The 25360-nt window shown below is 63.1% G+C and carries 18 protein-coding genes; 5 read left to right on the top strand and 13 right to left on the bottom strand.

Features of this window, described 5'->3' with window-relative positions; all coding sequences use genetic code 11:
* Nucleotides 1–468 precede the first annotated feature (468 nt).
* The 4 genes from DyAD56_RS06095 to DyAD56_RS06080 form a co-directional block, all read right to left on the bottom strand.
* A complete protein-coding gene (locus tag DyAD56_RS06095; RefSeq protein WP_199178896.1) occupies nucleotides 469–1824 on the bottom strand; it encodes an amidohydrolase family protein in 1356 nt (451 codons plus the stop codon).
* An 86-nt stretch (nucleotides 1825–1910) separates the two neighbouring features.
* The gene (gene plsB / locus DyAD56_RS06090) at nucleotides 1911–4538 is read right to left on the bottom strand and encodes a glycerol-3-phosphate 1-O-acyltransferase PlsB (RefSeq protein WP_102301861.1); all 2628 of its coding nucleotides are present in this window, start codon (nucleotides 4536–4538) and stop codon (nucleotides 1911–1913) included.
* Nucleotides 4539–4673: 135 nt separating this feature from the next.
* Nucleotides 4674–5660 carry a hypothetical protein gene (locus DyAD56_RS06085; RefSeq protein WP_102301860.1) on the bottom strand — a complete coding sequence of 329 codons (987 nt, stop codon included), beginning with the start codon at nucleotides 5658–5660 and terminating at the stop codon, nucleotides 4674–4676.
* A gap of 608 nt (nucleotides 5661–6268) precedes the next feature.
* Complete coding sequence (locus DyAD56_RS06080; RefSeq protein WP_102301859.1) at nucleotides 6269–7171, bottom strand: HAD family acid phosphatase; 903 nt, start codon at nucleotides 7169–7171, stop codon at nucleotides 6269–6271.
* A 168-nt stretch (nucleotides 7172–7339) separates the two neighbouring features.
* Between DyAD56_RS06080 and DyAD56_RS06075 the strand changes: the two genes are divergently transcribed.
* Together DyAD56_RS06075 and DyAD56_RS06070 are read left to right on the top strand one after the other, a co-directional pair.
* Nucleotides 7340–8368, top strand: a complete 1029-nt coding sequence (locus DyAD56_RS06075) for an AI-2E family transporter (protein ID WP_102301858.1) — start codon at nucleotides 7340–7342, stop codon at nucleotides 8366–8368.
* Nucleotides 8369–8702: 334 nt separating this feature from the next.
* Complete coding sequence (locus tag DyAD56_RS06070) at nucleotides 8703–11603, top strand: TonB-dependent receptor (RefSeq protein ID WP_102301857.1); 2901 nt, start codon at nucleotides 8703–8705, stop codon at nucleotides 11601–11603.
* A gap of 66 nt (nucleotides 11604–11669) precedes the next feature.
* Here DyAD56_RS06070 and DyAD56_RS06065 read toward each other — a convergent pair whose 3' ends face one another.
* Complete coding sequence (locus tag DyAD56_RS06065) at nucleotides 11670–13247, bottom strand: sulfotransferase (RefSeq protein ID WP_233202307.1); 1578 nt, start codon at nucleotides 13245–13247, stop codon at nucleotides 11670–11672.
* A gap of 105 nt (nucleotides 13248–13352) precedes the next feature.
* Nucleotides 13353–15335, bottom strand: a complete 1983-nt coding sequence (locus DyAD56_RS06060; RefSeq protein WP_102301855.1) for a UvrD-helicase domain-containing protein — start codon at nucleotides 15333–15335, stop codon at nucleotides 13353–13355.
* Nucleotides 15336–15465: 130 nt separating this feature from the next.
* Between DyAD56_RS06060 and DyAD56_RS06055 the strand changes: the two genes are divergently transcribed.
* The 3 genes from DyAD56_RS06055 (at nucleotide 15466) to DyAD56_RS06045 (ending at nucleotide 18300) form a co-directional block, all read left to right on the top strand.
* Nucleotides 15466–16806, top strand: coding sequence for an NAD(P)/FAD-dependent oxidoreductase (locus DyAD56_RS06055; protein WP_102301854.1), 1341 nt, complete (start codon nucleotides 15466–15468; stop codon nucleotides 16804–16806).
* Nucleotides 16807–16881: 75 nt separating this feature from the next.
* The gene (locus DyAD56_RS06050) at nucleotides 16882–17514 is read left to right on the top strand and encodes a thymidine kinase (protein WP_102301853.1); all 633 of its coding nucleotides are present in this window, start codon (nucleotides 16882–16884) and stop codon (nucleotides 17512–17514) included.
* Nucleotides 17515–17541: 27 nt separating this feature from the next.
* The gene (locus tag DyAD56_RS06045) at nucleotides 17542–18300 is read left to right on the top strand and encodes a hypothetical protein (protein ID WP_102301852.1); all 759 of its coding nucleotides are present in this window, start codon (nucleotides 17542–17544) and stop codon (nucleotides 18298–18300) included.
* 190 nt (nucleotides 18301–18490) lie between these two features.
* Here DyAD56_RS06045 and DyAD56_RS23845 read toward each other — a convergent pair whose 3' ends face one another.
* The 7 genes from DyAD56_RS23845 to DyAD56_RS06015 form a co-directional block, all read right to left on the bottom strand.
* Nucleotides 18491–18637: a hypothetical protein gene (locus DyAD56_RS23845; protein ID WP_158241266.1), complete on the bottom strand. Its 147-nt coding sequence runs from the start codon at nucleotides 18635–18637 to the stop codon at nucleotides 18491–18493.
* 751 nt (nucleotides 18638–19388) lie between these two features.
* Entirely contained in the window at nucleotides 19389–20216 is an 828-nt protein-coding gene (gene mutM, locus DyAD56_RS06040) for a bifunctional DNA-formamidopyrimidine glycosylase/DNA-(apurinic or apyrimidinic site) lyase (protein ID WP_102301851.1), read from the bottom strand.
* Between the two features lie 106 nt (nucleotides 20217–20322).
* Entirely contained in the window at nucleotides 20323–21732 is a 1410-nt protein-coding gene (gene gndA, locus DyAD56_RS06035) for an NADP-dependent phosphogluconate dehydrogenase (protein WP_102301850.1), read from the bottom strand.
* Nucleotides 21733–21834: 102 nt separating this feature from the next.
* Entirely contained in the window at nucleotides 21835–22341 is a 507-nt protein-coding gene (locus tag DyAD56_RS06030) for a hypothetical protein (protein WP_102301849.1), read from the bottom strand.
* Nucleotides 22338–23696 (bottom strand): GldG family protein, encoded by a 1359-nt coding sequence (locus DyAD56_RS06025; protein WP_102301848.1) that lies wholly within the window; start codon nucleotides 23694–23696, stop codon nucleotides 22338–22340. The genes DyAD56_RS06030 and DyAD56_RS06025 overlap by 4 nt, the downstream gene beginning before the upstream one ends.
* Nucleotides 23696–24490, bottom strand: a complete 795-nt coding sequence (locus DyAD56_RS06020; RefSeq protein ID WP_102301847.1) for an ABC transporter permease — start codon at nucleotides 24488–24490, stop codon at nucleotides 23696–23698. Before DyAD56_RS06020 ends, DyAD56_RS06025 begins: the two co-directional genes overlap by 1 nt.
* Complete coding sequence (locus DyAD56_RS06015) at nucleotides 24487–25224, bottom strand: ABC transporter ATP-binding protein (RefSeq protein WP_102301846.1); 738 nt, start codon at nucleotides 25222–25224, stop codon at nucleotides 24487–24489. Before DyAD56_RS06015 ends, DyAD56_RS06020 begins: the two co-directional genes overlap by 4 nt.
* Nucleotides 25225–25360 lie beyond the last annotated feature (136 nt).

The raw sequence follows: 25360 nt of genomic DNA, 5'->3' as shown, positions 1-25360 counted from the left end.
TTCCGACCTCCTGCCGGAGGCCGGGTCACTTTCTCTTGCATGCCCAAGAGAAAGTAACCAAAGAGAAGGGCACCCCCACTTGGCGCTGGCCGGTGAAGCCGGCCAGTTCGTGAGGGGTGGCCGGGCTTTTCGACAGGGCCTCCTGCCCTGGCGAAAAGGGATCGGCGTCCTGCCGATCCCCCTGCGGGCCTTTTCGTCCACCCCTCACCGCCGCACAGGGGGCCCGATGGTCAAAAGTGGGAAGCGGACGGCTCGTGCAGCGGAGGTGCACATCGCACTCGCAGGTCGCGCTGAGGCTGCTCTAGTGCTGAAAGCCAAGGCAGAAGAGAAAGACGATGCCGTTCCGTGGCGAGTTCTCCATTAGAGGTCGGAGAGCGTAGCGAAGCTTGCTTTAAGTCCTCTCCGCCACGGCGCGTTGCGAAGTGCTACGAAGTACGCGCACCCTGCAAAAGAGAGCCAAGCGCAGCGTCACATCACTGGCCTGCCATCAGCCTTGTAAACCACTCCATCCTTCATCACGAACCCCACCTTCTGCATCACCGTGATGTCATCGAGTGGATTGCCAGGCACGGCGATGATGTCGGCAACGCGGCCCACGGCGATCTGGCCCAGTTGATCTTGCTTGTGCAGCAGTTCGGCGGCATGGGTGGTGGCGGCCTGCAGTACGAACATCGGGGGCATGCCGGCCTGGACCATGTACTCGAACTCCTTGGCGTTCTGACCGTGCGGATAGACGGCCGCGTCGGTGCCGAAGGCGATCTTCACGCCGGCTTTGTAGGCCTTGCCGGCCGTGGCTTGGATTATGGGTCCAACCTGCAGTGCCTTGGCGGCGACCTGGGGCGGGTAGTAGCCGGGTTTGGCGGCCATTTCCTGCACGTATTTGCCGGCGATGATGGTGGGCACGTACCAGGTGCCATGTTCCTTCATCAGCTTCATGTCCTCGTCGTTCATGAAGGTGCCGTGCTCGATGGAGTCGACGCCGCCGAGTACGGCGCGGCGGATGGCTTCGGCGCCGTGTGCATGGGCGGCCACGGTGAAGCCGTAATCGTGCGCGGCGCTCACGATGGCTTTGATTTCTTCGATAGTCATCTGCGCGTTGTCGGCGCTGCTGCTTTCGTCGAGCACGCCGCCGGAGGGCATGATCTTGATGACGTCGACTCCGTCCTTGTAGTGCTGGCGGATGGCTTTGTAGGCGTCATCGGCGCTGTTGATGATGCCGTCCTTCGGGCCGGGATCGCCGGCCAGATCGGAGCGATAACCGTCGGTCGGGTCGGCGTGGCCACCGGTGGTGCCGATGGGCTTGCCCGCGGTGAAGATGCGCGGACCCGGCACGATGCCGGCGTTGATGGCATTGCGCAGGGCGATGGATTCGTTGTCCTGATCGCCCACGTTGCGCACCGTGGTGAAGCCGGCCAGCAGCGTGCGCTTTGCGTACACGGTGGAGCGGATGGCGTAGTCGGCGATGTTCCAGCGGAATTGATCGGTGTAGCCAGTGGGGCTGGTTTCGCTGGTGAGGTGTGTGTGCGAGTCGATCAGGCCGGGCAGGCAGGTGCCGTCGTTGATCTTGTGGTAGCTGAAGTTGGCACCGGCGGCCTTGGCAGCATTGGCGTAGGAGGTCACGTCGACCTCGCCTGCCTTGATCTCTTTGACCCGCTTGCCTTCGATGACCAGCGTGGTTTCGCCGAGCATCTTGCCCGCCGCTGTGTCGACCAGGTGCGCGCATTGCAGCACGGTCACATCCGGCGCGGCCTGGGTGGGTTCGGCCGCGATGGCGGCAGGCAGCGCTAGGGCTGTGGCGATGGCGAAGGCAACGCGCTTGGTCATGATGAGCTCCCCGGGTGGAGAGGCCATCTTAGGCGAGCTTCGCATGGCAGAAGGGGTGACTTTCGTCACCCCTCCGGTCTTTTCCGTTAGTGCTTGGCGGCGGTGTCTCTTTCGACGCTTTCTTCCACCATGGTGGTTTCTACCGGCGCATGCTCGTGGTGCTCGGCAGCCACGTGGCGCTCATGCAGCGCTTCGCTGGTGGCGTCGGGCGGGAGCGGCTTCTCTGCGTGCTCCTTCTCGCCATCGCCGCCGGGGGTGATCTTGAGGATGGAGTGGCGCACGTCGCGGGCCAGGATGACGCGCGCGTCACGCACCATGTCTTCCAAGGCCTTGTCATAGTCGAGCTTGCCGGCGTCGTCGGTCCACACAATGCGGTTTTCGCGCAGCTTCTGAATGAAGCCGCGGAACAGCGCCTTGTCGAAGAATTCCGGCGCGGACAGTTCGTTGAGCAGGCTCAGGCGCTGCGCGGTGAGCGTGCAGGCGTTTTCCAGTTCCGCCGAGGTCAGCGTGTGCGGACCGTTCTTCACCAGTGCGGCGATGGTGATGTAGTAGCGCTCGAAGGCTTGGATCAGGCTGCGCGCGATGATCTTGAGCTGGAAGGCCGCATCGTCCTGACCAGGGCCACGCTCCAGTACACGGCCTTCGCCAGTGGATTCGAGCAGGCCGCGACGCACGAAGAAATCAATGGTGGATTGCAGTTGCTGGCAGAAGCCGTCCGCATCCCATGGCAGGAACAGTTCGCCCTGGATAAACGGATAGATGATGCGACCCAGGCGCAGTACGGAGGCGCGCGACATGCGGCGGTTATTGAGGAAGCACGAGGCCACCCATGCCGCGGTGGCGGTAAGGTGCAGCACGTTGTTGCGGAAGTAGCTGAGCAACACCGCCTGCTCGTCTTCGGTGACCAGCACGTCGCCCAGCGGGTGGCGTACGCGGCGGATCCAGCCCATCTGTTCGCCGTAGGCGATGATGCCGGCCGGGTCCATCGACGTGAGCGTCATGCGGTCCGAATAAGGCAGCTCTTCCAGCAGCGCCTTGGTCAGTTCCAATTGCGCGAGCAGATCGTTCTCTGCCATCGCGTGCTTGGGTGTGGCGAGCAGTGCCAGCGCAAGCAGGTTGATGGGGTTCACGTCCGCGGCGCGGTTGATGTTGATCTGGATCTTGTCGGCCAGATCGTCCACCACGCGGCCGAGCCATTCGGGCTTGGCGTCGGGATCGTCGGTGCGCCAATCGGGGCTGGCGGCGTCGAGCATCGGATTGAGCTCGATCGGCTCGCCGAAATTCAGCGCCACATGGCCATAGCGCTGGCGCAGCACCTTCAGGCCGCGCAGCAGGCCGATCAGCGATTCCTTCTCCTTGGTCTTGCCGGAGAGTTCGCCGATGTAGCTCTTGCCTTCCATCAACTTCTCGTAGCCGATGTACACGGGCTGGAACAGCACCGGGCGGCGGGGCGCACGCAGGAAGGCACGCACCGTCATCGCCAACATGCCGGCACGCGGCGCGAGCAGTCGGCCTGTACGTGAGCGGCCGCCTTCGATGAAGTATTCCATCGGCACGCCGCGGTCGATCAGCTGCGCCACGTACTCGTTGAACACCACCGAATACAACGCGTTGCCCTTGAAGCTGCGGCGCAGGAAGAACGCGCCGCCGCGGCGCAGGATGGGGCCAATCACCGGCAGATTGAGGTTCACACCGGCGGCAATGTGCGGCACCACCACGCCGGACATGTGCAGCTGATAGGACATCAGCAGGTAGTCCGCATGGCTGCGATGGCAGGGCACGTACACCACTTCATGACCGGGCGCAGCCGCGCGCGCTTTGTCGAAGTGATGCATATGGATGCCGTCGTACAACTTGTTCCAGAAGTTGGACAGCAGGAACGAAGCCGAGCGCACCACGGGGTGCGAGTAATCCGCGGCGATTTCCATCACCAGGTCGTGCGCCCGACGCCACGCCTTGGCGTGGCTGATGTTTTCCTTCGCAGCGGTGGCTGTGATGGCGGCGCGCACGGGTTCGGCATTGAGCACCGCGTCCACTACGGTGCGGCGATGCGACAGGTCGGGGCCGATCACGGCCGCACGGATACGGCGGAAGTGCGTGCGGAGCACGCGGGCGATCTTGCGGGTGAGACGTTCCGGGCGGATGTCGCCGGCTTCGTTCACCACTGTGCGCAGCGAGACTGGCGTGGAGAAATGCACCACCGTGTCGCGGCCGTTGAGCAGCAGGGCGAGCACGCGGCGGAAGCGGCCGACCACCACCCAGTTTTCCGAGAACAGCACGCTGAACCAGCCCGACTCGCGGGTGGGCGCGCGGCCAACGTAGATGGAGACGGGCACGATCTGCACGTCGCGTTCCGGTTCGCCTTCCAGCGAGCGCACCAGTTGACCCATGGTTTCGTTGGGTGAGCGCTTGCGATTGCGGCCGAACAGCCAACCATCGCGGCGGGCCAGCGCAAACAGTGAGCGCTTGCGGCGCGTGCCTGACAGCGGCTGCATGGGTGAGGGCAGTCCGGCCTCGCGGCAGGCGCGCTCCAGGATCAGGGCATCGGAGAAGCCATCGCGCTCGATCACGTAGCACACCGGTACGCCGGCCTGGAGCAGGGTGGCGGGTTCGGCGGGATCGCGGCGGATACGCACCCAGGGTTCGAGCAACTGCCCGGCCAGGTTGAACCACCAGGGCGCGCGGCTACGGGCGGAGGTGTCCGTGGTCGACATATTCAGCATTCCCTGATTGTAACGGGTGACCCGGCCTGTTCGGGCCGATGTATAGGGCGGCCGCGGCCGGCGACGCCCCTGCATCGCCCCGGCCTTTTACCGGAGCGATCGTAAATAAGGTGTTCTGTCGCCGGCTTAGTGCTTGGCGGCGGGTGCCGGCGTCATTGCCTGGATCGGTGCGGACGTGCTGGCCGGGGCGGGGGCGCTGCTGGCCGGTGCAGGCGGGGCGAGCAGGCGCTCGTGGGCTTCGCGTACGTTCTGCAGCATGTCCTGGCTATACCAGCGGCCGTCTTGCTGGATCAGGTCCGACTCCGTGGAAAGCGGCTTGCCGAGCAGGGTGTAGTCGATCTTGACGTGCGCATGCCCGTTGCGGCTTTCCACCGTGGTGATTTTGATCGAGTCGAATGTGTCGTCGATCGACAGTCCGTAGATGGCTAGCGCCTGCTTGATGCCAAGAAAGCCGATGCTGTACTTCTGCATTGCTGTGTCGAAGTCCATGGACTTCAGTTGCTCGGGCGTTTTCAGGTCCAGCTTGCGGGCGGTGGCCACCGCCACACCGACGACCTGCTTGGCGCGGGCCTGGTCGAACCAAGGCACGGTCTGCGCCCACGGGGCCAGTACGTTGATGACCTCGGTGGCCTGCTGCTTCTGTACGCTGGTGAGCTCTTTGCTCTGCGATACGCCGGTGGCGGCAATGGCCTGAAAGATGCCGATCATCACGGGCACCTGGTCCTGGTACTGCGCCTTCAACTGGGCAAGCTTGGGCTTGGCCACCGCGTAGAGCTTGGTTTCTGCGTCCGGCTCGGTGAGCTGCTGCATGTTCTTGACGAAGTCCGCGCGGTCTTCAGGCGTCAGCGGATGGTCGTCAGGACGGGGGCGGGTCCAATCGGCGCGCAGCGTTTCGTAGTCCGCCGGCGGCAGGGCGTGTTTCCAGAAGCCGGCGAAGTCGCCGACCTTGATCAGCGCCAGCGATTGCTGGACGGACTGTTCTGGCGTGTCCCCGCCCACGACCACGGGCGGTGGCCCCGGCTTGTGCGAGGTCATGAAAAGAGCGGCTGCCGTGGCCAGCACCAGCAGGGCAATGAACGCACCAACGGCGTAGAAGACGGATGAGCGACGCATGGAGATCTCTTAGAGCCTGTTTAGTGTCTCCACGTGGCTCGCGCCGGGAGCTGTTTGCGCGCGGGCCAAGGAAGAGCGAAGGAGTGTATGTCGATACACGACTGAGTGATGACGCGGGCCTGCGCGCAAACAGACCCGGCCCAATGGGTTGTTTACCGAAAGCCCCCAGCGAGCCGCCCGCGGCTTGACCTGACGGCCAGTCAGGCGCAGCGCCACGGACGGCTCGCTGGGGGCTTTCGGTAAAACAACGCGAGCTACGTGGAGACACTAAACAGGCTCTTTGATTGGCGCCCGGTGACCTGCACTGGGCGGTCGGCGGAGCGTAAGGGGCGCGGCTCTGTACGAACAAGAGCCGGCGCCAGGGAATGAGAGGCTGCTCAAGTGCTCACCAGGGGCCGTTCAGGCTGTCGGGAGCGGGAGCGCCAAAAAGAAAACCCCGCGGGCGGTGGGCCTCACGGGGTAATCCGGCAGAGCCGGAAGGGAAATGGCCTTGCCTGCGGAATTATCAAGGTCAGCAGGTGTTGGCGGGGGAGATCTTACTTCCCCGTTAAACTTAAAGCAATGCTTTAGCTTATGCTGCGTAAGTTGTTGTTTTTAATTGCCAGCTGTCAGTCGGTACGCAGCGATTGAATCTTCTGGCGGCGACGCTCGTCGCGTGGGGCCGTGTAGTCATTATTAAACAGAGCGGGCTCCCATGCGCCATAGGTCGGGTTGGGCAGCACGAACCAGCGAGTGCCGATCCAGTCCATATAAGGCTTCATGGCCTTCTGGCGGCCTTCGGCATTATTGGCGAGTACGGTGACAAAATCGCCGATCTGGTCGCCAAATTGCATCAAAATGCGATATTTGTGGCTGATCAGCTGGCGACGGCAGCCCTTCTCGGTACCGATCTGTTCGCAGTCCTCAACGAAGGTGCCCAGGCCCAGGAACGCTTCCGGCCCAGACACCGGCAGGCCTTGCTTGCGCAGGTTGGCAAGCGTGGCCTGATCGAGGTCCTTGGCGCGGTTGGAGATGTAGATCACCGCGATGCCGTGCTGGGCAGCGAACTGGGTGAACTCCACCACGCCGGGCAGTGCACGGGCGCGCTGCTCGTTGCACCAGGCGGCCCAGTCGGCTTCGTTGTACTCGCCACCGCTCTTCACCAGTCGGGCTTGGTAGGGCGAGTTGTCCAGCACGGTTTCATCGATGTCGAGCACCACGGCAGGCTTCAGGCCTTTGGCCGGGGCGACGCGGTCGTCCTTCGGCAGCGCGTCCCACTGCTTGTCGGCCATGGCCGCGAGCAGGTGTGACTGTGCGTCACGGTAGGTCTGCAGATAGATCAGGTCGTGCTCGATCGCCGTCTGGCTCCAGGCCACCGCATTGAGGTTGTCGTCAGCGGGCGTCGTGGCACCCGGGGCGGTGGCGACGGGCGCTGCGGGGATGGCAGGGGCGGACGTCTTGGTGGGCGCGGTGCTGGCGCAACCGGCAAGCAGGATCAAGGCAGCAAGAGCTGCCGGCAAACGTACGGACATAGTGGATTCCCGGATAAACAAGACGCGCAGAATCGAACAAGTTTACGACAGAGGCGTTTCCGTGCCTTGGTATGGGTCGTGAACGCCGCAAGATGAAGAGGAGATGCGGGGCTGGCGGCTGTCATGCGCTGCTGACAGACTCCGACCACCCTATCCGCATGAATTTGCATGGAACCTGCCTCGATTCCCACAGCGCCGTCGCCGGCCATCCGCATCACCAGCTACGTGCTGGCGGGCATTGCCTTGGTCCTGGTGTTGGGCCTTCGGTTGCTGCCGGCGCTATTCGCGGGCCTGCTGGTTTACGAACTGGTGCAGTCCACCGCGCCCTTGCTGGGCAAGCGGGTTCCGAGCGATCGCGCCCGTGTGCTGGTGGTGGCCTTGCTCGGCACCATCGTGGTCGGCCTGCTGGTGCTGTTGATCCTCAGCGCGGTGAGTTTTCTGCGCAACGAGATCGGCAACCCCGAACTGCTCTGGCAACAGCAGTTGATGCCCCTGGTGGAGAAGGCGCGCGAGCAGTTACCAGCCACCGTGGTCGGCTGGTTGCCAGATAGCGTGGACGACCTGCGCATCATGGCGTTGGAGCTCACCCGCAAGCATTCGGTGAGCCTGCAGACCATCGGCAAGGAAGCGGCACGTGTGTTCGTGCATATCCTTATCGGTATGGTGCTGGGCGCCATCGTGGCATTGAGCCGCACGCGGCCGGCGCATCAGGTCGGCCCGCTGGCTTCCGCACTTGGCCTGCGTGCGCAGCGGCTGGCGGAGGCGTTCCACAACATCGTGTTTGCGCAGATCAAGATCTCGCTGCTCAACACCGCGTTCACCGCCATCTTCCTGCTGGGTGTGCTGCCGTTGATGGATATCCACGTACCGCTGGCGAAGACCCTGGTGGTAATCACCTTTATCGCCGGCCTGCTGCCGGTGATCGGCAACCTGATCTCCAACACCGCGATCACCATCGCCGGCTTGTCGGTATCGCTGGGCGTTGGCGTGGCTGCGCTGGGTTTCCTCATCCTCATCCACAAGCTCGAGTACTTCCTCAATGCACGCATCGTGGGCAGCCAGATCCGTGCACGCGCGTGGGAGCTGCTGGTGGCGATGCTGCTGATGGAAGCGGCGTTCGGGCTCGCCGGGCTTATTGCCGCGCCGATCTACTACGCCTATCTGAAGAGCGAGTTGGAAGCCGAACGGCTGATCTGACGCACCTCCTTCCATTTCGTAAGCTTTACGTAAGCTTATTCGGACATCCAAACGATCGAAATATCTTTCGTTCGCTTCGGCTTCCGGCGCGTAAAAGTCCGTGAAGAATAAGAATTCTCTTTCCCAGCTTTTCAAAGTGCCTCGCATGAATTTGCGACGCAAGATGTGGTGTGTTTGTGAAGGAAAAGTTTGTGCTACACATTGCGTCGACAGGAACATGGAGGTAACCGGCAAGTTCGTGCCTCAGGGAGGGCAACAACTTGTCGACGTTCCTGTTACAGCCCGCGCCGGGGGACGGCGCGACGACTGACTACAGAATGTAGGGGAGACAAAGATGTTGAAGTCCAAACTCACGGTCGCCGTCCTGGCGGCCTTGGCGCTCGGCTGTGCGTCCGCGGCAGCCGCGGCTACCGACGCCGCTTCCAACGCGCTCATGCCGCAAGACACGGCTACTTCGTCGCAAAGCAACACGCAGGACGACGACGCGGCAAAAAAGGCCAAGAAGCTCGATACCGTTACGGTGACTGGCTCGCTGATTCCGCAGTCGCAGGTGGAAACGGCACAGCCGGTCATCAGCATCACCGCCGAAGACATGAAGGCACGTGGCTTCAGCACGGTTGCCGAGGCGTTGCAGCAAGCCTCCTTCGCCACCGGTAGCGTGGCAGGCCCGCAGGACAACAACTCCTTCACCACGGGCGCGCAGACGCTGAGCATGTTCGGCCTGCCGGTGGGCTTCACCAAGTACCTGATCGACGGCCGGCCCATGGGTGACTTCCCGGGCCTGTACAACGGCAGCGATATCTTCAACAACCTGAGCAACATCCCGATGGAGATGGTCGATCACATCGACGTCCTGCCGGGTGGCCAGTCATCGCTGTACGGTTCGGATGCAATCGCAGGCGTGGTCAACATTGTGCTGAAGAAGCACGTGGATGCCCCTGTGATTGACTTGCGTGTCGGCGGCTTCAGTGAAGGCGGCGGACAGAGTCAGCGCATCAGCTTCGCCGACAGCTTCGACTTCGGCCGTTTCCACACCATGATTGGTGTGCAGTACGAACAGAAGAAGCCGATCTGGGCCTACGATCGCGATCTGACCAAGCAGTACTTCACCGAAGGCACCACACCGCCTACGGCTTCGCGTGACTACCTCGCATTGAGTGGTTCGACCGGTAAGTACGTCTTCCTTGATCCCAACAACTGCGCGGGCGTGTCGGCGGGCTACGGCGGCACCGAAACGAAGCAGTTCCGCCAGGGCAAGGGGTATTACTGCGGCTCGCAGTACAGCGCCGGCTACGCCACGCTGGCCAACAAAGACAAGACGGCGAACCTCTACACACACTCGACGTTCGACGTTAACGACAACCTGCAGCTGTACGGCGATCTGCTCTACAACTACGAGGAGCAGAGCTACACGTCAGGCAGCAACACCACGTTCTGGGGCACCAGCGTAGCTACGGCGGGCAGCACCGCCGGCTATTTCTGGGATCCCAATCGCAACGACCTGATGCTGTTGCAGCACGCCTTCACGCCTGAGGAAGTCGGCGGCTTCTCGAACATCATGGACCATCAGTACGAGAGCTCGTACATGCTGACCTTGGGTGGCAAGGGCACCATCGGTCAGTCGAACTGGGATTACGACCTGGGCTTCACCCACTCGGACGATCAGCTGACGAATCGCAACTTCGCGCGCTTCACTGGTCCGATCGAATCGTACTTCGCCAATAAAGTCATGGGTCACCAGCAGGGCACGTACGGTGGCTACCCGGTGTTCACGCCAAACTACGCTGCGCTCTACAGCCCAGCGTCCCCGGCTGATTTCCGTGGCTTCACCGGCTATACGACCTCGTACGCGAAGACTTGGGACAACATGATCCGCGGCCAGCTGACCGACCAGTCGCTGTTCCGCTTGGGTGGCGGCGATGCCGGTCTTGCCGTGGTGATGGAAGGTGGTAACCAGGGCTGGTCTTCCACGCCCGATCCGCGCCTGCTGCAAACCATCACGGACGTTAACGGCAATACGGACAACTACGTGTACGGCACCAGTGCAACGCCGGGCGCTGGTCATCGCTCGCGCTTTGCCACCACGGCCGAGTTGCGCTTGCCGTTGCTCGAACAGCTGACCATGGACCTGTCCTCGCGTTACGACGCCTACAACGTCGACAACCAGACCGTGGACCACACAACGTTCAATGTTGGCCTGGAGTATCGCCCCATCGAGACCCTGCTCTTGCGCGGTCGCTATGGTTCCGCCTTCAAGGTGCCGACGCTGGCCGATGAATTCCAGGGTCCCAGCTCCGTCTACAACTCGGTCACTGACTACCTCAACTGCGCACGCCAGGGTTTTGGTCCGTCCGTGGCTCCCCAAAAGTGTCCGGTGCCGTACGACCTCACGCAGTACAAGGGGTTCACGGAAGGCAACACCCAGCTTCAGCCCATTACCGCCAAGGTATGGAGCTACGGCTTCGTGTGGGCGCCGATCGAGCGCATGTCGGTGAGCGTCGATTACCTGCACTGGAACATCAACAACGAAGTGACGCAGGTGGATCCGGACAAGCTGTCCAAGACCGAGTACCTGTGCGACACGGGAGCACTGGACCCCAAGTCGGGAACGTGCGCGCAGGCGTTCAGCCTGATTACCCGTGGTCCCGGCAAGGACGGCCTGCTTGGCCAGATCATCAGCATCAATACGCCCAAGCTCAATCTGGCCAACGAGCAGGTCAACGCCATCACGGCGAACTTCAGCTACGTGCAGCCGGTGGGCGCGTTTGGTCAGTTGGCGTTGGCCATGTCGTACTCGGATCTGCTCAAGCACACCACGCAGGACTTCGTCATCGACCCGAAGCACGACGCGCTGCGCGAGCCGTTCTACAGCACGGACTTCAAGTCGAAGGCCAATGCCTCGCTGACGTGGTCCAAGGGTGATTGGAGTGCTACGTGGTACGTCAATCGCTACGGCAGCACGCCCAACTACCTCGCCACGACGCTTAACAGCTACGAGGCTCCGGGTACGGGCAAGTTGCCACCGTGGATCGTGTCCAACGCAAGCGTGACCTATAACCCGATCAGGAGTCTGGGTATCTCGCTGCTGGTCAACAACGTGTTCAACAAGATGCCGCCCAAGGACGACAGCTATCTGGGCACGTCCAACCAGCCCTACAACACGGACAACTACAACGTGTACGGCCGCGCGATTTACCTGGAAGCCAAGTACAGCTTCGGCGGCAGCGCCAAGTAATCTCCTGCATGGGTTTGTTTACCCCAGGGCCCCGCGCAAGTGGGGCCCTTTTTTATGGGTATCAGCCTAGCGTTCGAAGGCAATGCCGGCGCCATCGAGCAAGTCGAGTAGCGGCGCAAGCTGGGTTTCGTACTTCTTCCAACGCCGGATGGCGGTGCGATACATGGGGGCACGCACCTGCACGGCGCTGGCGGTATTGACCGGGGCATCGTTCTTCTCGAACTGCAGGCAGCGGTCGTCCCAGGGCAGGCCACAGAAAGTCAGAAGGCGGCGGGAGTGTTCCTCCTGTGCGTCGACCAATGCCTCGTAATCCAACTCCAGGATGCGTCCGGGCATCACCTGCCGCCAATGCGCCATGAGGCGATCGAACAACACGAAGTAGCGGCCAGTGTCGAGCAAGTCGAACGAGTAGCCGTACAACGGTGACAGCTGCGCGAACAGCTGGCGGAAATTGCTGAGGCAGGTGTCCACTGGATCGCGTCGCAGACATACGATGCGGGCGTTTGGCAGGGCCTGCGCGATGAATCCTGCATACAGGAAATTGTGCGGCAGCTTGTCGATGAAGCGGGGCCGCTGCCCCGTGGCGGGGCGCGTGCTGGCCAGATAGTCAGCGCCTAGCCTGGCCCAGTCGATGCCCTTGGTCCGTTCGATAGTGTCCATATCGATCACGGGAAGCGTCGTGCTGCCGCTCTGTCGCTTAAGCACGACGCCGAAGTTCTGCAGCTCACCGGCGGAATAGACGTCCGGATGGCTGGAGATGATGCGTTCGACAAGCGTGGTGCCTGAGCGCGGCATGCCTATGACGAAGATCGGTTCCTGGGTAGGGTCGCCTGATGAAGCTTCCAGCGGCTGCGGGAATCGCCGGGTGAGGGCGTCGAACAAGGCCTCGTCATGCCGGGTCGAGTAGCCGCGAGCTTCCTTGCCAGAGGCCTTGCCAAGTACCAGCCGTTCAAACGCGGCGGGATATTCGCCAAGGTCTTCGTGCTCCTTGGCCAGCGCCATGTTCACGAAGGTCTGAGCATCCTGGTTGTGCGGGTGATTGGCCGCCAGCGCTTGCAGGTTCGCAACGTGATTGCTCTCGCGCGTCTGCTTGCGTAGCTGTGCGAGGGTGAGATGCGCGCCCCAGAAGGTGGGGTCCAGCGTGATACAGCTTTCGAGCTCCTGCGCAGCGCCGGCGATATCGCCCATAGCCACCAACGCGGTCGCCAGGTTGAACCGGTAGGACGCTTGCCCGGGCATCAGCTTCACCGCGCCACGGAATGCTTCCGCCGCGCGCTCATGCGCATGCGCCTGCGTGTAGACCACGCCGAGCGTGTCGAGCGTGAATGGGTCGCCAGGGCTCAACGCCGTGGCTTTGTCCGCAGCGTCCAGCGCCTCGCTGGAGAGACGCACCATGGTCAACGCCTTGGCGAATTGGGCAGCGTAGTCGGCCCGTTGGGGTTCAAGGTCAGTCGCCTTGCGCAGGAACCCCAGTGCGAGCGGCATCTCCTGCAACTCTATAAAGGTCACACCGGTGATGTAGCACACGCCCGGATCGTTGGGTGTCAGTGGTAGCAGGCGGCCCGCGATCGCGCGTGCCTTCAACCATTCGCGTTGATTGAACGCCTCGACCAACTGCGCGTAAAGGTGGGCCGGTTCTGTCATGGCGGTCCGCATCGGTGTGTGTCCACCGATTCTATGCGACGAACCGACGCTTTGGGTGGATGTGGCCGCGTGATCGGCGGCCACATCCAGGGCGTTGGGCGAAGCTCAGTTTCCTGCGAGCATGGCGGCGATTTTCGCAATATGCGATTCGGCCGTTTCGCGCACCACTTCCTTGTCGGCTTCAGGATCTTTGCCCTGCCAATGCAGGTCGTCCTGTGGCAGCTCGTGCAGGAAGCGGCTGGGTTGGTTGCTGTGCACTTCACCGTAACGCTTGGTCTTAGCGGACCACGATAGCGTGAGCATTTCCTTAGCGCGGGTAATGCCCACGTACATCAGGCGGCGCTCTTCATCGATGCGGCCCTCGTCGATGGCGCCATCGTGGGGCAGCGTGCCTTCCTCACAGCCAACGATGAAGACGAAACGGAACTCCAGACCCTTGGCGGCGTGCAGCGTCATCATGCGCACCGCGTTGCCCGGCTCGTCGCGGTCGGCATGCGTGAGCAGGGCGAGCTGCGCGGCAAGGTCGCCGGTGGTGTTGTCGTTGCGCTGCATGGCGCGGAACCATTCGGCGAGTTCGCGCAGGTTGCCCAGGCGGCGGTCGCGCAGCGTGGCATCCACGGTGCTGGCGGCCACGTGCGCAGCGTAGCCAGTGCGATCGAGCACGGTTTGTACGAGGTCCGCAGCGCTCTGGTGTAGCGATGCGCTGCGCAATTCGTCCATCAGTTGCGTGAACGATGCCAGCGCCGATGCCGGTCGCGGCGAGAGCTGGCGTAGCACGGCATCGCTGCGCGCCGCGTCCAACAAGGGAGCGTGGCGCGTCTGGGCGATCTCACCGAGCTTCTCCAGCGTGGTCGCGCCAATTTCACGCTTGGGCACGTTCACCACGCGCAGGAACGCCGCGTCATCGCTGGGATTGGTCAGCAGGCGCAAATAGCACAGCAAGTCTTTCACTTCCCCACGGTCGAGGAAGCTCAGCGCACCGGACAAGTGGTAGGGCACGCGCGCCAGACGCAGTGCCTTTTCCAGCGGACGTGCCTGGAAATTACCGCGATAGAGGATGGCGATGTCGTGCCAGCGCGCTTTGTGCTTCTCTGCCAGCGTGGTGGCGATCGCGGCCACGCGCTCGGCCTCGTGCTCGTTCTCCTTGCATTCCAGCACGCGGATCTGAGCGCCTTCCGGGTGCTCGCTCCACAGCTTCTTTTCGTGAAGATGCGGGTTGTTGGCGATCAGCTTGTTGGCGGCGCGCAGAATGCGCCTGCCGCAACGGTAGTTCTGCTCCAGCTTGATCACGCGCAGGCTCGGCCAGTCCTTGCCGAGCTGATCGATGTTCTCCGGGTTCGCGCCGCGCCACGCATAGATCGACTGGTCATCGTCGCCCACGCAGGTGAAGCTGCCGCGTTCGCCAGCCAGAGCCTTCAGCAGGCGATATTGCGCGTCGTTGGTGTCTTGGTATTCGTCCACTAGCAGATAGCGCAGGCGCTCGCGCCAGACGGTGCGGCATTCCTCGTCGGCTTCCAGGATGCGCAGCGGCAGGCGGATCAGGTCGTCGAAGTCCACCGCATTAAATGCGCTCAGACGCGCCTGGTAGAGCTGGTAGATGGTTGCAGCATCGAGCTCGCGTGGGCTGCGGGCCGCAGCCAGGGCTTCTTCGGGCGACAGGGCTGCGTTCTTCGCGCGACTGACCAGATTGCGGATGGCAAACAGCGCATCGGGCTTGATGCCCTTAGGCGCCAATTCCTTGATAATGCCTTCGCTGTCGTCCGCGTCGAGCACGGAGAAACCCTTGCGCAGACCAGCGCGCGCATGCTCCATCTGCAGAAACTTCAGACCCAGCGCATGGAAGGTACACACGGTCAGCGCCGCGGCGTCTTCGGTGCTGATCAGCTTGGCCACACGTTCGCGCATTTCCTTCGCCGCTTTATTGGTGAAGGTGATGGCGGCGATACGGGACGGTGCCAGCTTCTTGCGCGCGATGAGGTACGCGATCTTCTGCGTAATCACGGAAGTCTTGCCCGAGCCGGCACCAGCCAGCACGAGGAGTGGGCCGTCGCAGTGCTCGACAGCAGCCAATTGTTGCGGGTTCAGCATGGGATCGTGCGATGAGTGGGCGCGAGGCAGGGGCGAATCGTATCAGCCCAGCACCCCGTTGCGGCGGGCGGGTAGGCGGTCATAATCGGGCCCCCATGGATGAAGCGGTCGCAAGCGCGGTGGAGACAGTATGACGGATGGCAAACACTTGACTGAGCAAGCGTGCGACGTGGTAGTGATTGGCGGTGGACCCGCCGGTAGCACCGCAGCGACGCTGTTGGCGCGGCGCGGTTACCGCGTGATCGCGCTAGAGAAGGAACGCCACCCCCGTTTCCACATTGGCGAGTCGCTATTGCCGATGAACCTGCCCATCTTCGAGCGCCTGGGCGTCATGGAGAAGGTCCGGGCCTTGGGCGTATACAAGCCGGGCGCGGATTTTGAGGCAGGCAACGAACGCGGCTACAACACCTACGATTTCTCGCGTTCACTGGGCAGCAGCCCGCCGCACGCCTTCCAGGTGTGGCGCCAGGACTTCGATCGCATGCTCTACGAGCATGCCCGCGAGCAGGGCGCCGATGCACGGGAAGGGCAAGAAGTGCGCAGCGTGGAAGAGCTGGGGCACCACGATTGGCGCGTGCAGGTCACCACGGACGAGGGCGGGCAGTACGCCATCCGCGCGCGCTACGTTGTCGATGCGTCCGGCCGTGATGCCTTTCTCGCCAGCAAACGGAAGCTCAAGCGGAAGAACCCCGAACACCAAAGTGCCGCCATCTTCGGGCATTTTCGCGGCGCTGAACTGCGCCCGGGCCCGGACGCGGGAAACATCAGCATTTACCGCTTTGAGCACGGCTGGATGTGGATGATCCCGTTGCCCGATGGAGTGATGAGCGTTGGCGCGGTGTGTCGCCCGGATTATCTCAAGCAGCGACGCGGCCGCACTGTGGAGTTTCTGCTGGAAACGCTGCAGATAAATCCCGGGCTGTGGAAGCGCATTGCGCATGCCGAGTTGATCGACAATGAAGTGCGTGTAACGGGCAACTACTCCTACGACTCCACGCGCATGGCCGGCACCGGTTGGATTCTGGTGGGCGATGCATTCGCCTTTCTCGATCCGGTGTTCTCCTCCGGCGTTTACCTGGCCATGAGTGGCGCGGAGCAGGCGGTCGAGGTGGTCGACGTGGCGCTGCGCGAACCGCGTCGCGAAGCGTCGTTGCAACGACGCCTGGAACGGCGCCAACGTCGCGGGATGCGCCGCTTTGCGTTCTTCATCTACCGCTTCAACGGCCCGATCATGCGGCAGATGTTCTGGTCGCCGAACAATGTCTTCCAGATCGAGCAAGGGGTGATCTCCATGCTGGCGGGCGACGTGTTCGATTCCTTCAAGGTGTGGTCGCGCATTCTCGCCTTCCGCACCGTGTACAACGCCATGGCGCTGTTTGGTTGGCGACGCTGGAACGCGGAACGCCGGTACCGACTCACCCAGGCGCGCGCGCAGTTCACCGGAGGCACGACGCCGCTGGATAAGGAGTAAGCACCGAACCGCGCGACTAGCCAGGAAGGTAGGCGGCGGGCGCAGTATTATGTGCGCCTGTTATCGGGACATTCCATGGCCAAGCTGTACTTCTATTACTCGGCAATGAATGCCGGCAAGACCACTACGCTGTTGCAGAGCGCTTACAACTATCACGAGCGCGGCATGCGGACGCTTATCCTCACGCCCGCGCTGGACAATCGCTATGGCGATGGTGTGGTGGCCTCCCGTATCGGCCTGAAGGCCAGCGCGCGCCGGTTCGGCGCAGACGAAGACCTGCTGGCGCTGGTGCAGGCGGACGTGGCCGCGCGGGGCGCGTTGCACTGCGTGTTCGTGGACGAGGCTCAATTTCTCAACAAGGCCCAGGTCTGGCAGCTCAGTGACGTGGTGGACAAGCTCAACGTCCCAGTACTGGCCTTCGGCCTGCGCACCGATTTCCGTGGCGAGCTTTTCGAGGGCAGCCGGTACCTGCTGGCCTGGGCGGATAACCTTGAGGAGATCAAGACCATCTGCCACACCGGCCGCAAGGCCACCATGGTGGTCCGCGTGGATGAACAGGGGCGTGCGGTCACCGAGGGTCCTCAGGTTGAGATCGGCGGCAATGACCGCTATGTCTCGGTGAGCCGCGCCGAGTTCAAGAACATTACGGAAGGGCACGGCAGGATTGAACTGCAGCAGCCCGTGCTGCCGCTGGGCGAGGGGCATTGAGCCCCCACCACTGACCTAAGGACCGGTATGACCAAGATCCCCTTTCCCGCCTGGCAACGCCCGCACTGGCAGTCGAGCAACGAAGAGATCCTTTTGCAGTTCTTCGTGTTCGGCAAATTCCAGTCCGGACGGGCCCCGTCGCTGGATTACGGCAGCGAAGGCCTGCCCGAAGGCGTGGAACTGACCAGTCATAACCATCCGCAGTTGCGCCAGTGGGAGGGCTACCCCCTCAAGGGCAGCGTTGGCCGGATGTTCAAGGACGACTCTCCGGAGGCCTACCGACAAGCGCTAGACGCTCCCGAAGTGTTGGTGATCCGCGGCCGTCTTCCCGACAGCGCCGACACCGGCTACATGCGCGACACCCTTGGTGTGCTCGCCGCATTGCTCGATGTGGGCGGCGTGGCCATCCTCGACCCGCAGACGCTCAATCTCTATGACGCCGATACCTGGCGCCGCCAGTTCGTCGTGCGCGACGGTGCACCCATCCGCAATCACTTGCTGATCCTCCGTGATGCGGAAGAGAAGAAGGGGCATTACTGGGTGCACACGCGCGGCATGCGCAAGTTTGGGCGTCCCGATATCAGCCTTCGCAACGTGCCGGAAGCCGACAGTGATCGCGCAGGTTTGTTGTGCGAGCGGCTGGCGGAACTGGAGGCGTTGGGTGCGCGTTTTGAGGAGGGGCAGGAGTTGGAGGCGGACGGGATGACGTTTGTCGCCACGTTGGGTGGCGGGGTGGAGGATCCGGATTTCAACAATACGTTTGTTGAGTTTCGCTGGGCGGAATGATGTTGCTCCAGTGATGTTTCTCCCTCTCCCCTCAGGGGAGAGGGTTGGGGTGAGGGGTCAATCTAGCCTCACCGTTGTGATCGTCATCCCGGCGAAGGCCGGGATCCAGTAGCGGTATCGCTTGATTGTCGCGTGGCGGCGATCTGGCCGCCTACGCGGCGAGCGTTTCGCCCTCCTACCGGAGGCCGAGTCACTTTTCTTTGCTTGCCCAAAGAAAAGTAACCCAAAGAAAGGGCACCCCCACTTGGCGCTGGCCGGCGAAGCCGGCCAGTTCGTGAGGGGCGGCCGGGCTTTTCGACAGGGCTTCCTGCCCTGGCGAAAAGGGATCGGCATCCATGCCGATCCCCCTGCGGGCCTTCTCGTCCACCCCTCACCGCCGCACAGGGGGCCCGACGATCAAAGGCGAAAACGGACGACTCGTGCAGCTGCGCTGCACATTGCGTCGCGGCAGGTCGCGTTGCTCCTGCCTCAGTGCGCAAAGCCAGAGAAGACGGGCCGCGCCGTAATGCGGCGAGTTCTCCGCGGCGGTCGGGAAGCGTAGCGACCCTTTTACCTTGCCCCAGGGGTGGGAAAGCGTAGCGCCCCCTTTACCTAGCCCCAGCGATCGGGAAGCGTAGCGAAGCCTGCTTTAAGTCCTCTCCGCATCGGCGCGTTGCGACGCGCTTGGCAGTACCCGCTGTGTAGCGGCGAAGGTGGCCAAGCCACAACGTTCCTCACCCGTTTGGGCTTATCCCCACGGAATGCTGCGGGCGTTGGTCTGTTAGGCCATTTCTTTGGGCCAACAAAGAAAAGTGACTCGAGCGTCCCACGGGACTAGCTTCGCGTCGTCGGCAGACGATCGAAACGCCCGCTGCGTAAGCGGCCTGATCGCCATAACGCTCGATACGACAGCCGACCACCGACGAAACTGGATCCCTGCCTTCGCAGGGATGACGGCTCAGATGAAACAATGAGGCGAGCACCAACCCTCTCCCCGGAGGGGAGAGGGGGCAGAACTGGGGCGCCCAGCGAGCGAACGTGCTAACGAGGACAAACAAACACCACCCACGCAAGCGCGCCCAATCGAGCCATCCCGGAACACTCGCCAACTACTTCTGACACCTCGAACACCAAAACGTCGACCGCTGCCCCAACACCACCTGTCTGATCGGCGTGCCACACACCCGACACGCCTCCCCCTCGCGCCCATACACCTGCAACTCGCGAAAAAAGTACCCAGGCGCACCATCGGGATTGATGAAGTCACGCAATGTCGTGCCGCCGCGCTCGATGGCCCACGCCAGGATGCGCTTCACTTCAGCGGCCAGCCGCGCATAACGCACCCGCGAAATCGAACCCGCCGGCTTCCGAGGGTCGATGCCCGCTGCGAACAGTGCTTCGCTCGCATAGATATTGCCGACGCCAACCACGATGGCGTTGTCCATCAGGAACAGTTTCACGGCAGCGGTGCGTCCGCGTGACAGTCGCCACAGCACGTCGCCGTCGAAATCATCGGTGAGTGGTTCCGGGCCGAGGTCGGCAAGCAGTTCATGCGTTTCGCCGACCGGTTGCCATAGTAGGCACCCGAAGCGGCGGGCGTCGGTAAAGCGCAGAACGCGGGGGCCTTCGGTGGCGGTGGGTTCCAGTGCGATATCCACGTGATCGTGCTTGCCTACCAAGGCATCCGGAGGAAGCACGCGCAACACGCCCGTCATGCCCAGATGCAGCAGCGCGCTGCCGATTTGCGTGTGCAGCAGCAAGTACTTCGCGCGGCGCTCGACGGCGTCGATGCGCTGGCCGGGCAATTGCGTGCTGATCTCCGGCGGAATCGGCCAGCGCAGGTCGGGGCGACGCAGTGTCACTGCGGTAACGCGCCGACCGATCAGATGCGGGGCGATGCCGCGACGAGTGGTTTCGACTTCGGGGAGTTCGGGCACTGCGGATCTCGGTCGGAAAGGTAAGGGCGCCTCACTATGCGGCCGCACACAGGTGCGCGGCCGCGGTGCCCTACTTGTGCGTCAGTCAACGACGGTTGCCGCTGCCTCAGCTCCAGTCGTTATGGAAACTACCCGGCTTATCAACGCGCTCGAACGTGTGTGCACCGAAGTAATCGCGCTGCGCCTGCAACAGATTCGCCGGCAGCTGCGCTGCGCGGTAGCTGTCGTAATACGCAATGGCGGATGAGAAGCACGGCACTGCCACGCCGGCCTTCACTGCGGCAACGACTACATCGCGCAACGCACCCTGGTATTCGGTGGCGATGTCACGGAAGTAGGAGTCGAGCAGCAGGTTTTTCACCTGCGGGTCGCGCTCGTAGGCATCGGTGATCTTCTGCAGGAAGCGCGCGCGGATGATGCAGCCAGCGCGGAAGATGCGTGCGATGGTGCCGTAGGGCAGGTTCCATTGGTACTCGTCGGAGGCGGCGCGCAACTGCGCGAAGCCTTGCGCGTACGACACGATCTTGCTCAGGTACAGCGCGCGGCGCACAGATTCAATGAAGGCCTTGCGGTCGCCGTCGAACTTGGTCGGTGCAGGGCCTTTGATCACTTTGCTCGCGGCGACGCGCTCGTCCTTCAGTGCGGAGAGCAGGCGCGCAAATACGGACTCGGTGATCAGCGGTAGCGGTACGCCAAGGTCCAGGGCGCTCTGGCTGGTCCACTTGCCGGTGCCTTTCTGCGCGGCGCGGTCGAGGATGATGTCGACCATGGCCTTGCCGGTTTCTTTGTCTTTCTTGGTGAAGATGTCGGCCGTGATGCTGATGAGATAGCTGTCGAGCTCGCCCTTGTTCCAGTCGGCGTAGACCTCGGCCAATTCGTCGTTGGACAGGCCGAGCACATCGCGCAACACCGCGTAGCTTTCCGCGATGAGCTGCATGTCGCCGTACTCGATGCCGTTGTGCACCATCTTTACGTAGTGGCCGGCGCCGTTCGGGCCCATGTAGGCCACGCAGGGGTCGCCGTCGGGAGCACGTGCGGCAATCTCGGTAAGGATCGGCGCCACCAGGTCATACGCTTCGCGCGGGCCGCCCGGCATGATCGACGGGCCATGCAACGCGCCTTCCTCGCCACCGGACACACCGGTACCGATGAAGTGCAGTCCGGCCGCGCTCATCTCGCTCTCGCGACGCATGGTGTCTTTGAAAAACGTGTTGCCACCGTCGATGACGATGTCGCCCTTGTCGAGCAGCGGCTTGAGCTGCGCCAGCGTGGCGTCGGTGGGCTCGCCCGCCTTCACCATCAGCAGAATCCTGCGGGGCTTCTCCAGCGAATCGACGAATTCCTCGAGCGTGTAAGCGGGAATCAGGCGCTTGCCGGGATTCTGGGCGACGACCTCATCGGTACGGTCGCGATGCCGGTTGTAGATGGACACGGCGTGGCCGCGACTTTCGATATTCAGGGCAAGGTTGCTGCCCATCACGGCCATGCCCACCACGCCGATTGCCTGCTTGCTCATCTGGTCGCTCCTGTCGAGGTATGGATTCCATATGGGGAGTCCATGAGTCGGTGCAAGGTACGCTGTCGAGCGAAGAATGGGGTGAAGGGTGGCTGCGGCGCGTCAGCGGTTCATGCTGGCGTCCAGCGCGCGACTCTCCGAGGCCGGAGCCCTTGGCGCGTAGCGCAAGGAGATCAGCGCCACGCGATCGCCGGCGCGAACATAACGTTGTGGTCCCGTCACCGAGGTTTCCCCAAACTCCAAGCGCTGGCCGTCGAGCGTAAGCACGGCGACGGGCGTCGTCAGTCCGATCTTTGCGGGGTCGAAATCGCTGGCGGGCCGCCAGCTCAGCACGGCAGCGCTGGCGGTATCGGCCAGCTCGCCGAGTCGGCCGTCATCGGTGCGCGCCGGTGTGCCGTCGACGCGCCACCAGTGACCTTCTCGCTTGGCGTAGTGCGCCGGCGATCCATGGCCGATCACCAGCTCGATGCGTGTGATGGACGAGGGTTCCAGCGATAGCAGCGTTCCCGGCGCGGCCGCGGCGTCACGCAGCCACTGCCAGGTGGCGGCGGCGATCAAGGCCACGGCGCACACCCCTAGCAACACCAGTTGGCGCGTCGAACGTTTCATGCGCGGCGGCGACGCCAGGTGATCCAGCCGCAGGCGATCAACAACAGCAGCGGTACGATCACTAGGAAGCCGAACGACACCGCACTCAACCGCGCCAGAGTCATGTCCAGTCGTCGATCTGGTGCACCCGCTGCTCGCGGCATGTTGACCAGGGCATCGTCGCCCAGCAGCCAGTCGACAACACGGCGACCGAGTTCGCGGTTGCCGTCGGTGCCGACATAGGCGTTGGAGAGGAAGTCGCCATCGCCGATCACCACCACGCGTTGCTCGGCCTTGTCCGGGCTGGGCGACAGGCGTGACAGCGCAAAACCGAAATCGAGCGGGCCTTTCAGCTCGCCTGCGCTGGCGTCAAAGCGGATGGTGGATGTGCCGTCATTGTTGATCGGCTTGAACTCGGTCCAGCTCTGCGGGCCCGAGCGCAGGAACGGCAGGGCATGCCACGCCGTCTGCGACGCTAGCGCGAGCGCAGATACCTGTTGGAACTGCGTGTTGAGACGGAAGCCGTGCGTAATCGCGTGTTCCGGATAGTCGCCGAGCGCGAGCACGCGAGGATCGTTCAACCCGATTGCCGTACCCTGGCCATCCACCAGTACGCCCGGCAGCACATGCAGACCGAGGGCGTCGGCAAGCGGTGACAGGTGTTGATCGTCATTGGTCGGCTCGGTCAGCCACAGCAGGTTGCCGCCTTCAGCCACATAATCGGTGAGCGCTTTGACCGCACCGTAGGAGAGCGCGTGCTGCGGACTCGCCAGCACCACCAGATCGGTATGCAGCGGCACGGTGGCGACCTGCGCGAAGTTCAGCGGTACTGCGCGGATACCGCTTTCCTGCATCTGTGCAACAAACAAGCCGAGGTCAGGGTTGCCTGCATCGGAGGGGCTGCGCTCGCCGTCGCCGGAAATGAAGGCGACGATGCGATCGCTGCCGCGCAACAGGCGCTTCAGGGCATTGGTGAGGCTGCGGTTATCCAATGCGTCGAGGCGTTGCTCGTGTCCTCGATAATGCAGGATCAGCATGCCGTTGGTGGTGATGCCGAGTTCGCGCATCGCAGACGGGTCTTGCTGCGGATCGACGAAACGCAGCGTGAGATCGGGCTTCGTGCGTTGGTAGCGCTGCAGGAAGCCGGCGATGTTGCTGCGCACGTCGTCCTGCGGGTTGGCGTAGCTGACGATGTCCACCGGGCCGTCGAGCGCCTTGAGCACCGCGAGTGTTTCGGTCGGCAACGAAGCGCGGCCACCGTAGGTCCAGTCGGACACGTGGTCGTAGCGTGCAGAGAAATAGCCAATGGCGCCGGCGCAAGCGAGCAGCAGCAGGGCGAACAACCAGCCATGGATTCGTCGGAACGCGCGAGTCATCAGCCACGCCCCCTTTCCGCGCCCAGTCGCTGGGTGGCCAGGATCAACGCCACCACGGTGACCAGCAGGAACCACACGACATCCGTGCTGGAGACCAGTCCGCGGATGAGCGAATCCAGGTGCGTGCTCATCGCCAGCCAATTGACGAAGCCGTTATCGACGCCAGCCATCATGGCGCCGACATTGAGGCTGACCAGCGCAAGGCCGAGCATCAGACTGGCGGCAGCGGCGATGGCGGGGTGTGAGGCGTAGGCCGAGCAGGCGATGCCGATGGCGCACAGTGCCGACAGCATCAACAGCAGTCCCAGCGAGGCGGCGGCGAGCTTGCCCCAGTCGAGCGTCATGCCATGGGCAAGGCTCAACGGCATGGCCAGTGTCAGCAGCAGCCAGATCGCCAGCCATACCAGCAGGGCGAGGAACTTGCCCATCACCATGTCGAAGGGCGATTGCCCCATGGCGAACCACAGCGGCAACGTACCGTGGCTGCGCTCGCTGGCGATTGTGGACATGGTCAGCAGCGGCACCACCACCAGCGCCAGCTCGGCCAGGCCAAACGGCAGCATGGGCAGCGCACCACTGGTGAGAATACTGCTGAGCATCGGCACGCCGACGATGTCGGTATAGCCCGGCCCGGCGGGTTGTGCAGCCCACTGGATCTGATGGGTGGTGAAAATCTGCACCAACAGCATGAAGCGCCCAGCCAGTTGCGCCACCGTCAAGGCGGCGAGCACCCAGGCAAGCGGACGAACGAACAGGCGGCGCAGCTCCAGCCGCGTCACGGCAAGCACGCTCATGCGGCTTGTGCCCCGCGCATGGCGATATCGAAGAAAGTCTGTTCGAGCATCTTGTGATCGTCGTCGGTGATGGGGCCGTCGTAACGCAGCTGCCCTTCGTGCAGGATCGCCACGCGATCACACGCTGCGGTGACCTCCACTAACAGGTGCGTGGACAGAATGATGGCGGTGCCCATGGCTGCCTGTTCGCGGATCACCCCACGCAGCGCGGCGACCTGCACCGGGTCGAGCGCATTGGCCGGCTCGTCCAGCACGAGCAGCGAGGGTTCGTGCAGCAGCGCGCAGGCCAGGCCCAGACGCTGGCGCTGGCCTTGCGAGAGCACGCCGGCCAGCCGACGCGCCAGTGTGCCAAGTTCCAGGCGCTCGACGATGCGCTGGCGCGCCTTTGCCAACGCCGCGCCACCCAGGCCCCGCAGGCGGCCATGAGCGTCCAGATGTTCCAAGACGGTCAATTCTGGCCACAGCGGGGCACGTTCCGGCAGCCACCCCAGGCTGCGACGGGCCAGCTCCGGATGCTCCAGGAAGTCCTTTCCATTCAGCTTGATGGCGCCGCTATCGGGTATCAGCGCCCCCGCGATCATGGCCAGCGTGGTGCTCTTGCCCGCCCCGTTGACCCCCAGCAAACCCAGTACCTGCCCCGCGTCCAGCGTCAGGCTGAGATCGGCGACGGCCGGGCGTCCCGCCCGATGTCGGCTGATGTGATCCAGTTGCAATACAGCGGTAGGCGCGGTCATTGCATGATTGTCACGGCGGCCCCACGTTCACACAACGGGGAGGGAGTGCCCTTGGGCGGTACAGCACATTAACTTCGCTACCTCAAAGGGGTGCGACAATAATGTGCTGGTCCATGCTGGCGGGTACGGAAACCCC

Source organism: Dyella sp. AD56 (assembly GCF_002878475.1).
Classification (GTDB): domain Bacteria; phylum Pseudomonadota; class Gammaproteobacteria; order Xanthomonadales; family Rhodanobacteraceae; genus Dyella.
This window is presented reverse-complemented; position numbering and strand designations above follow the sequence as displayed.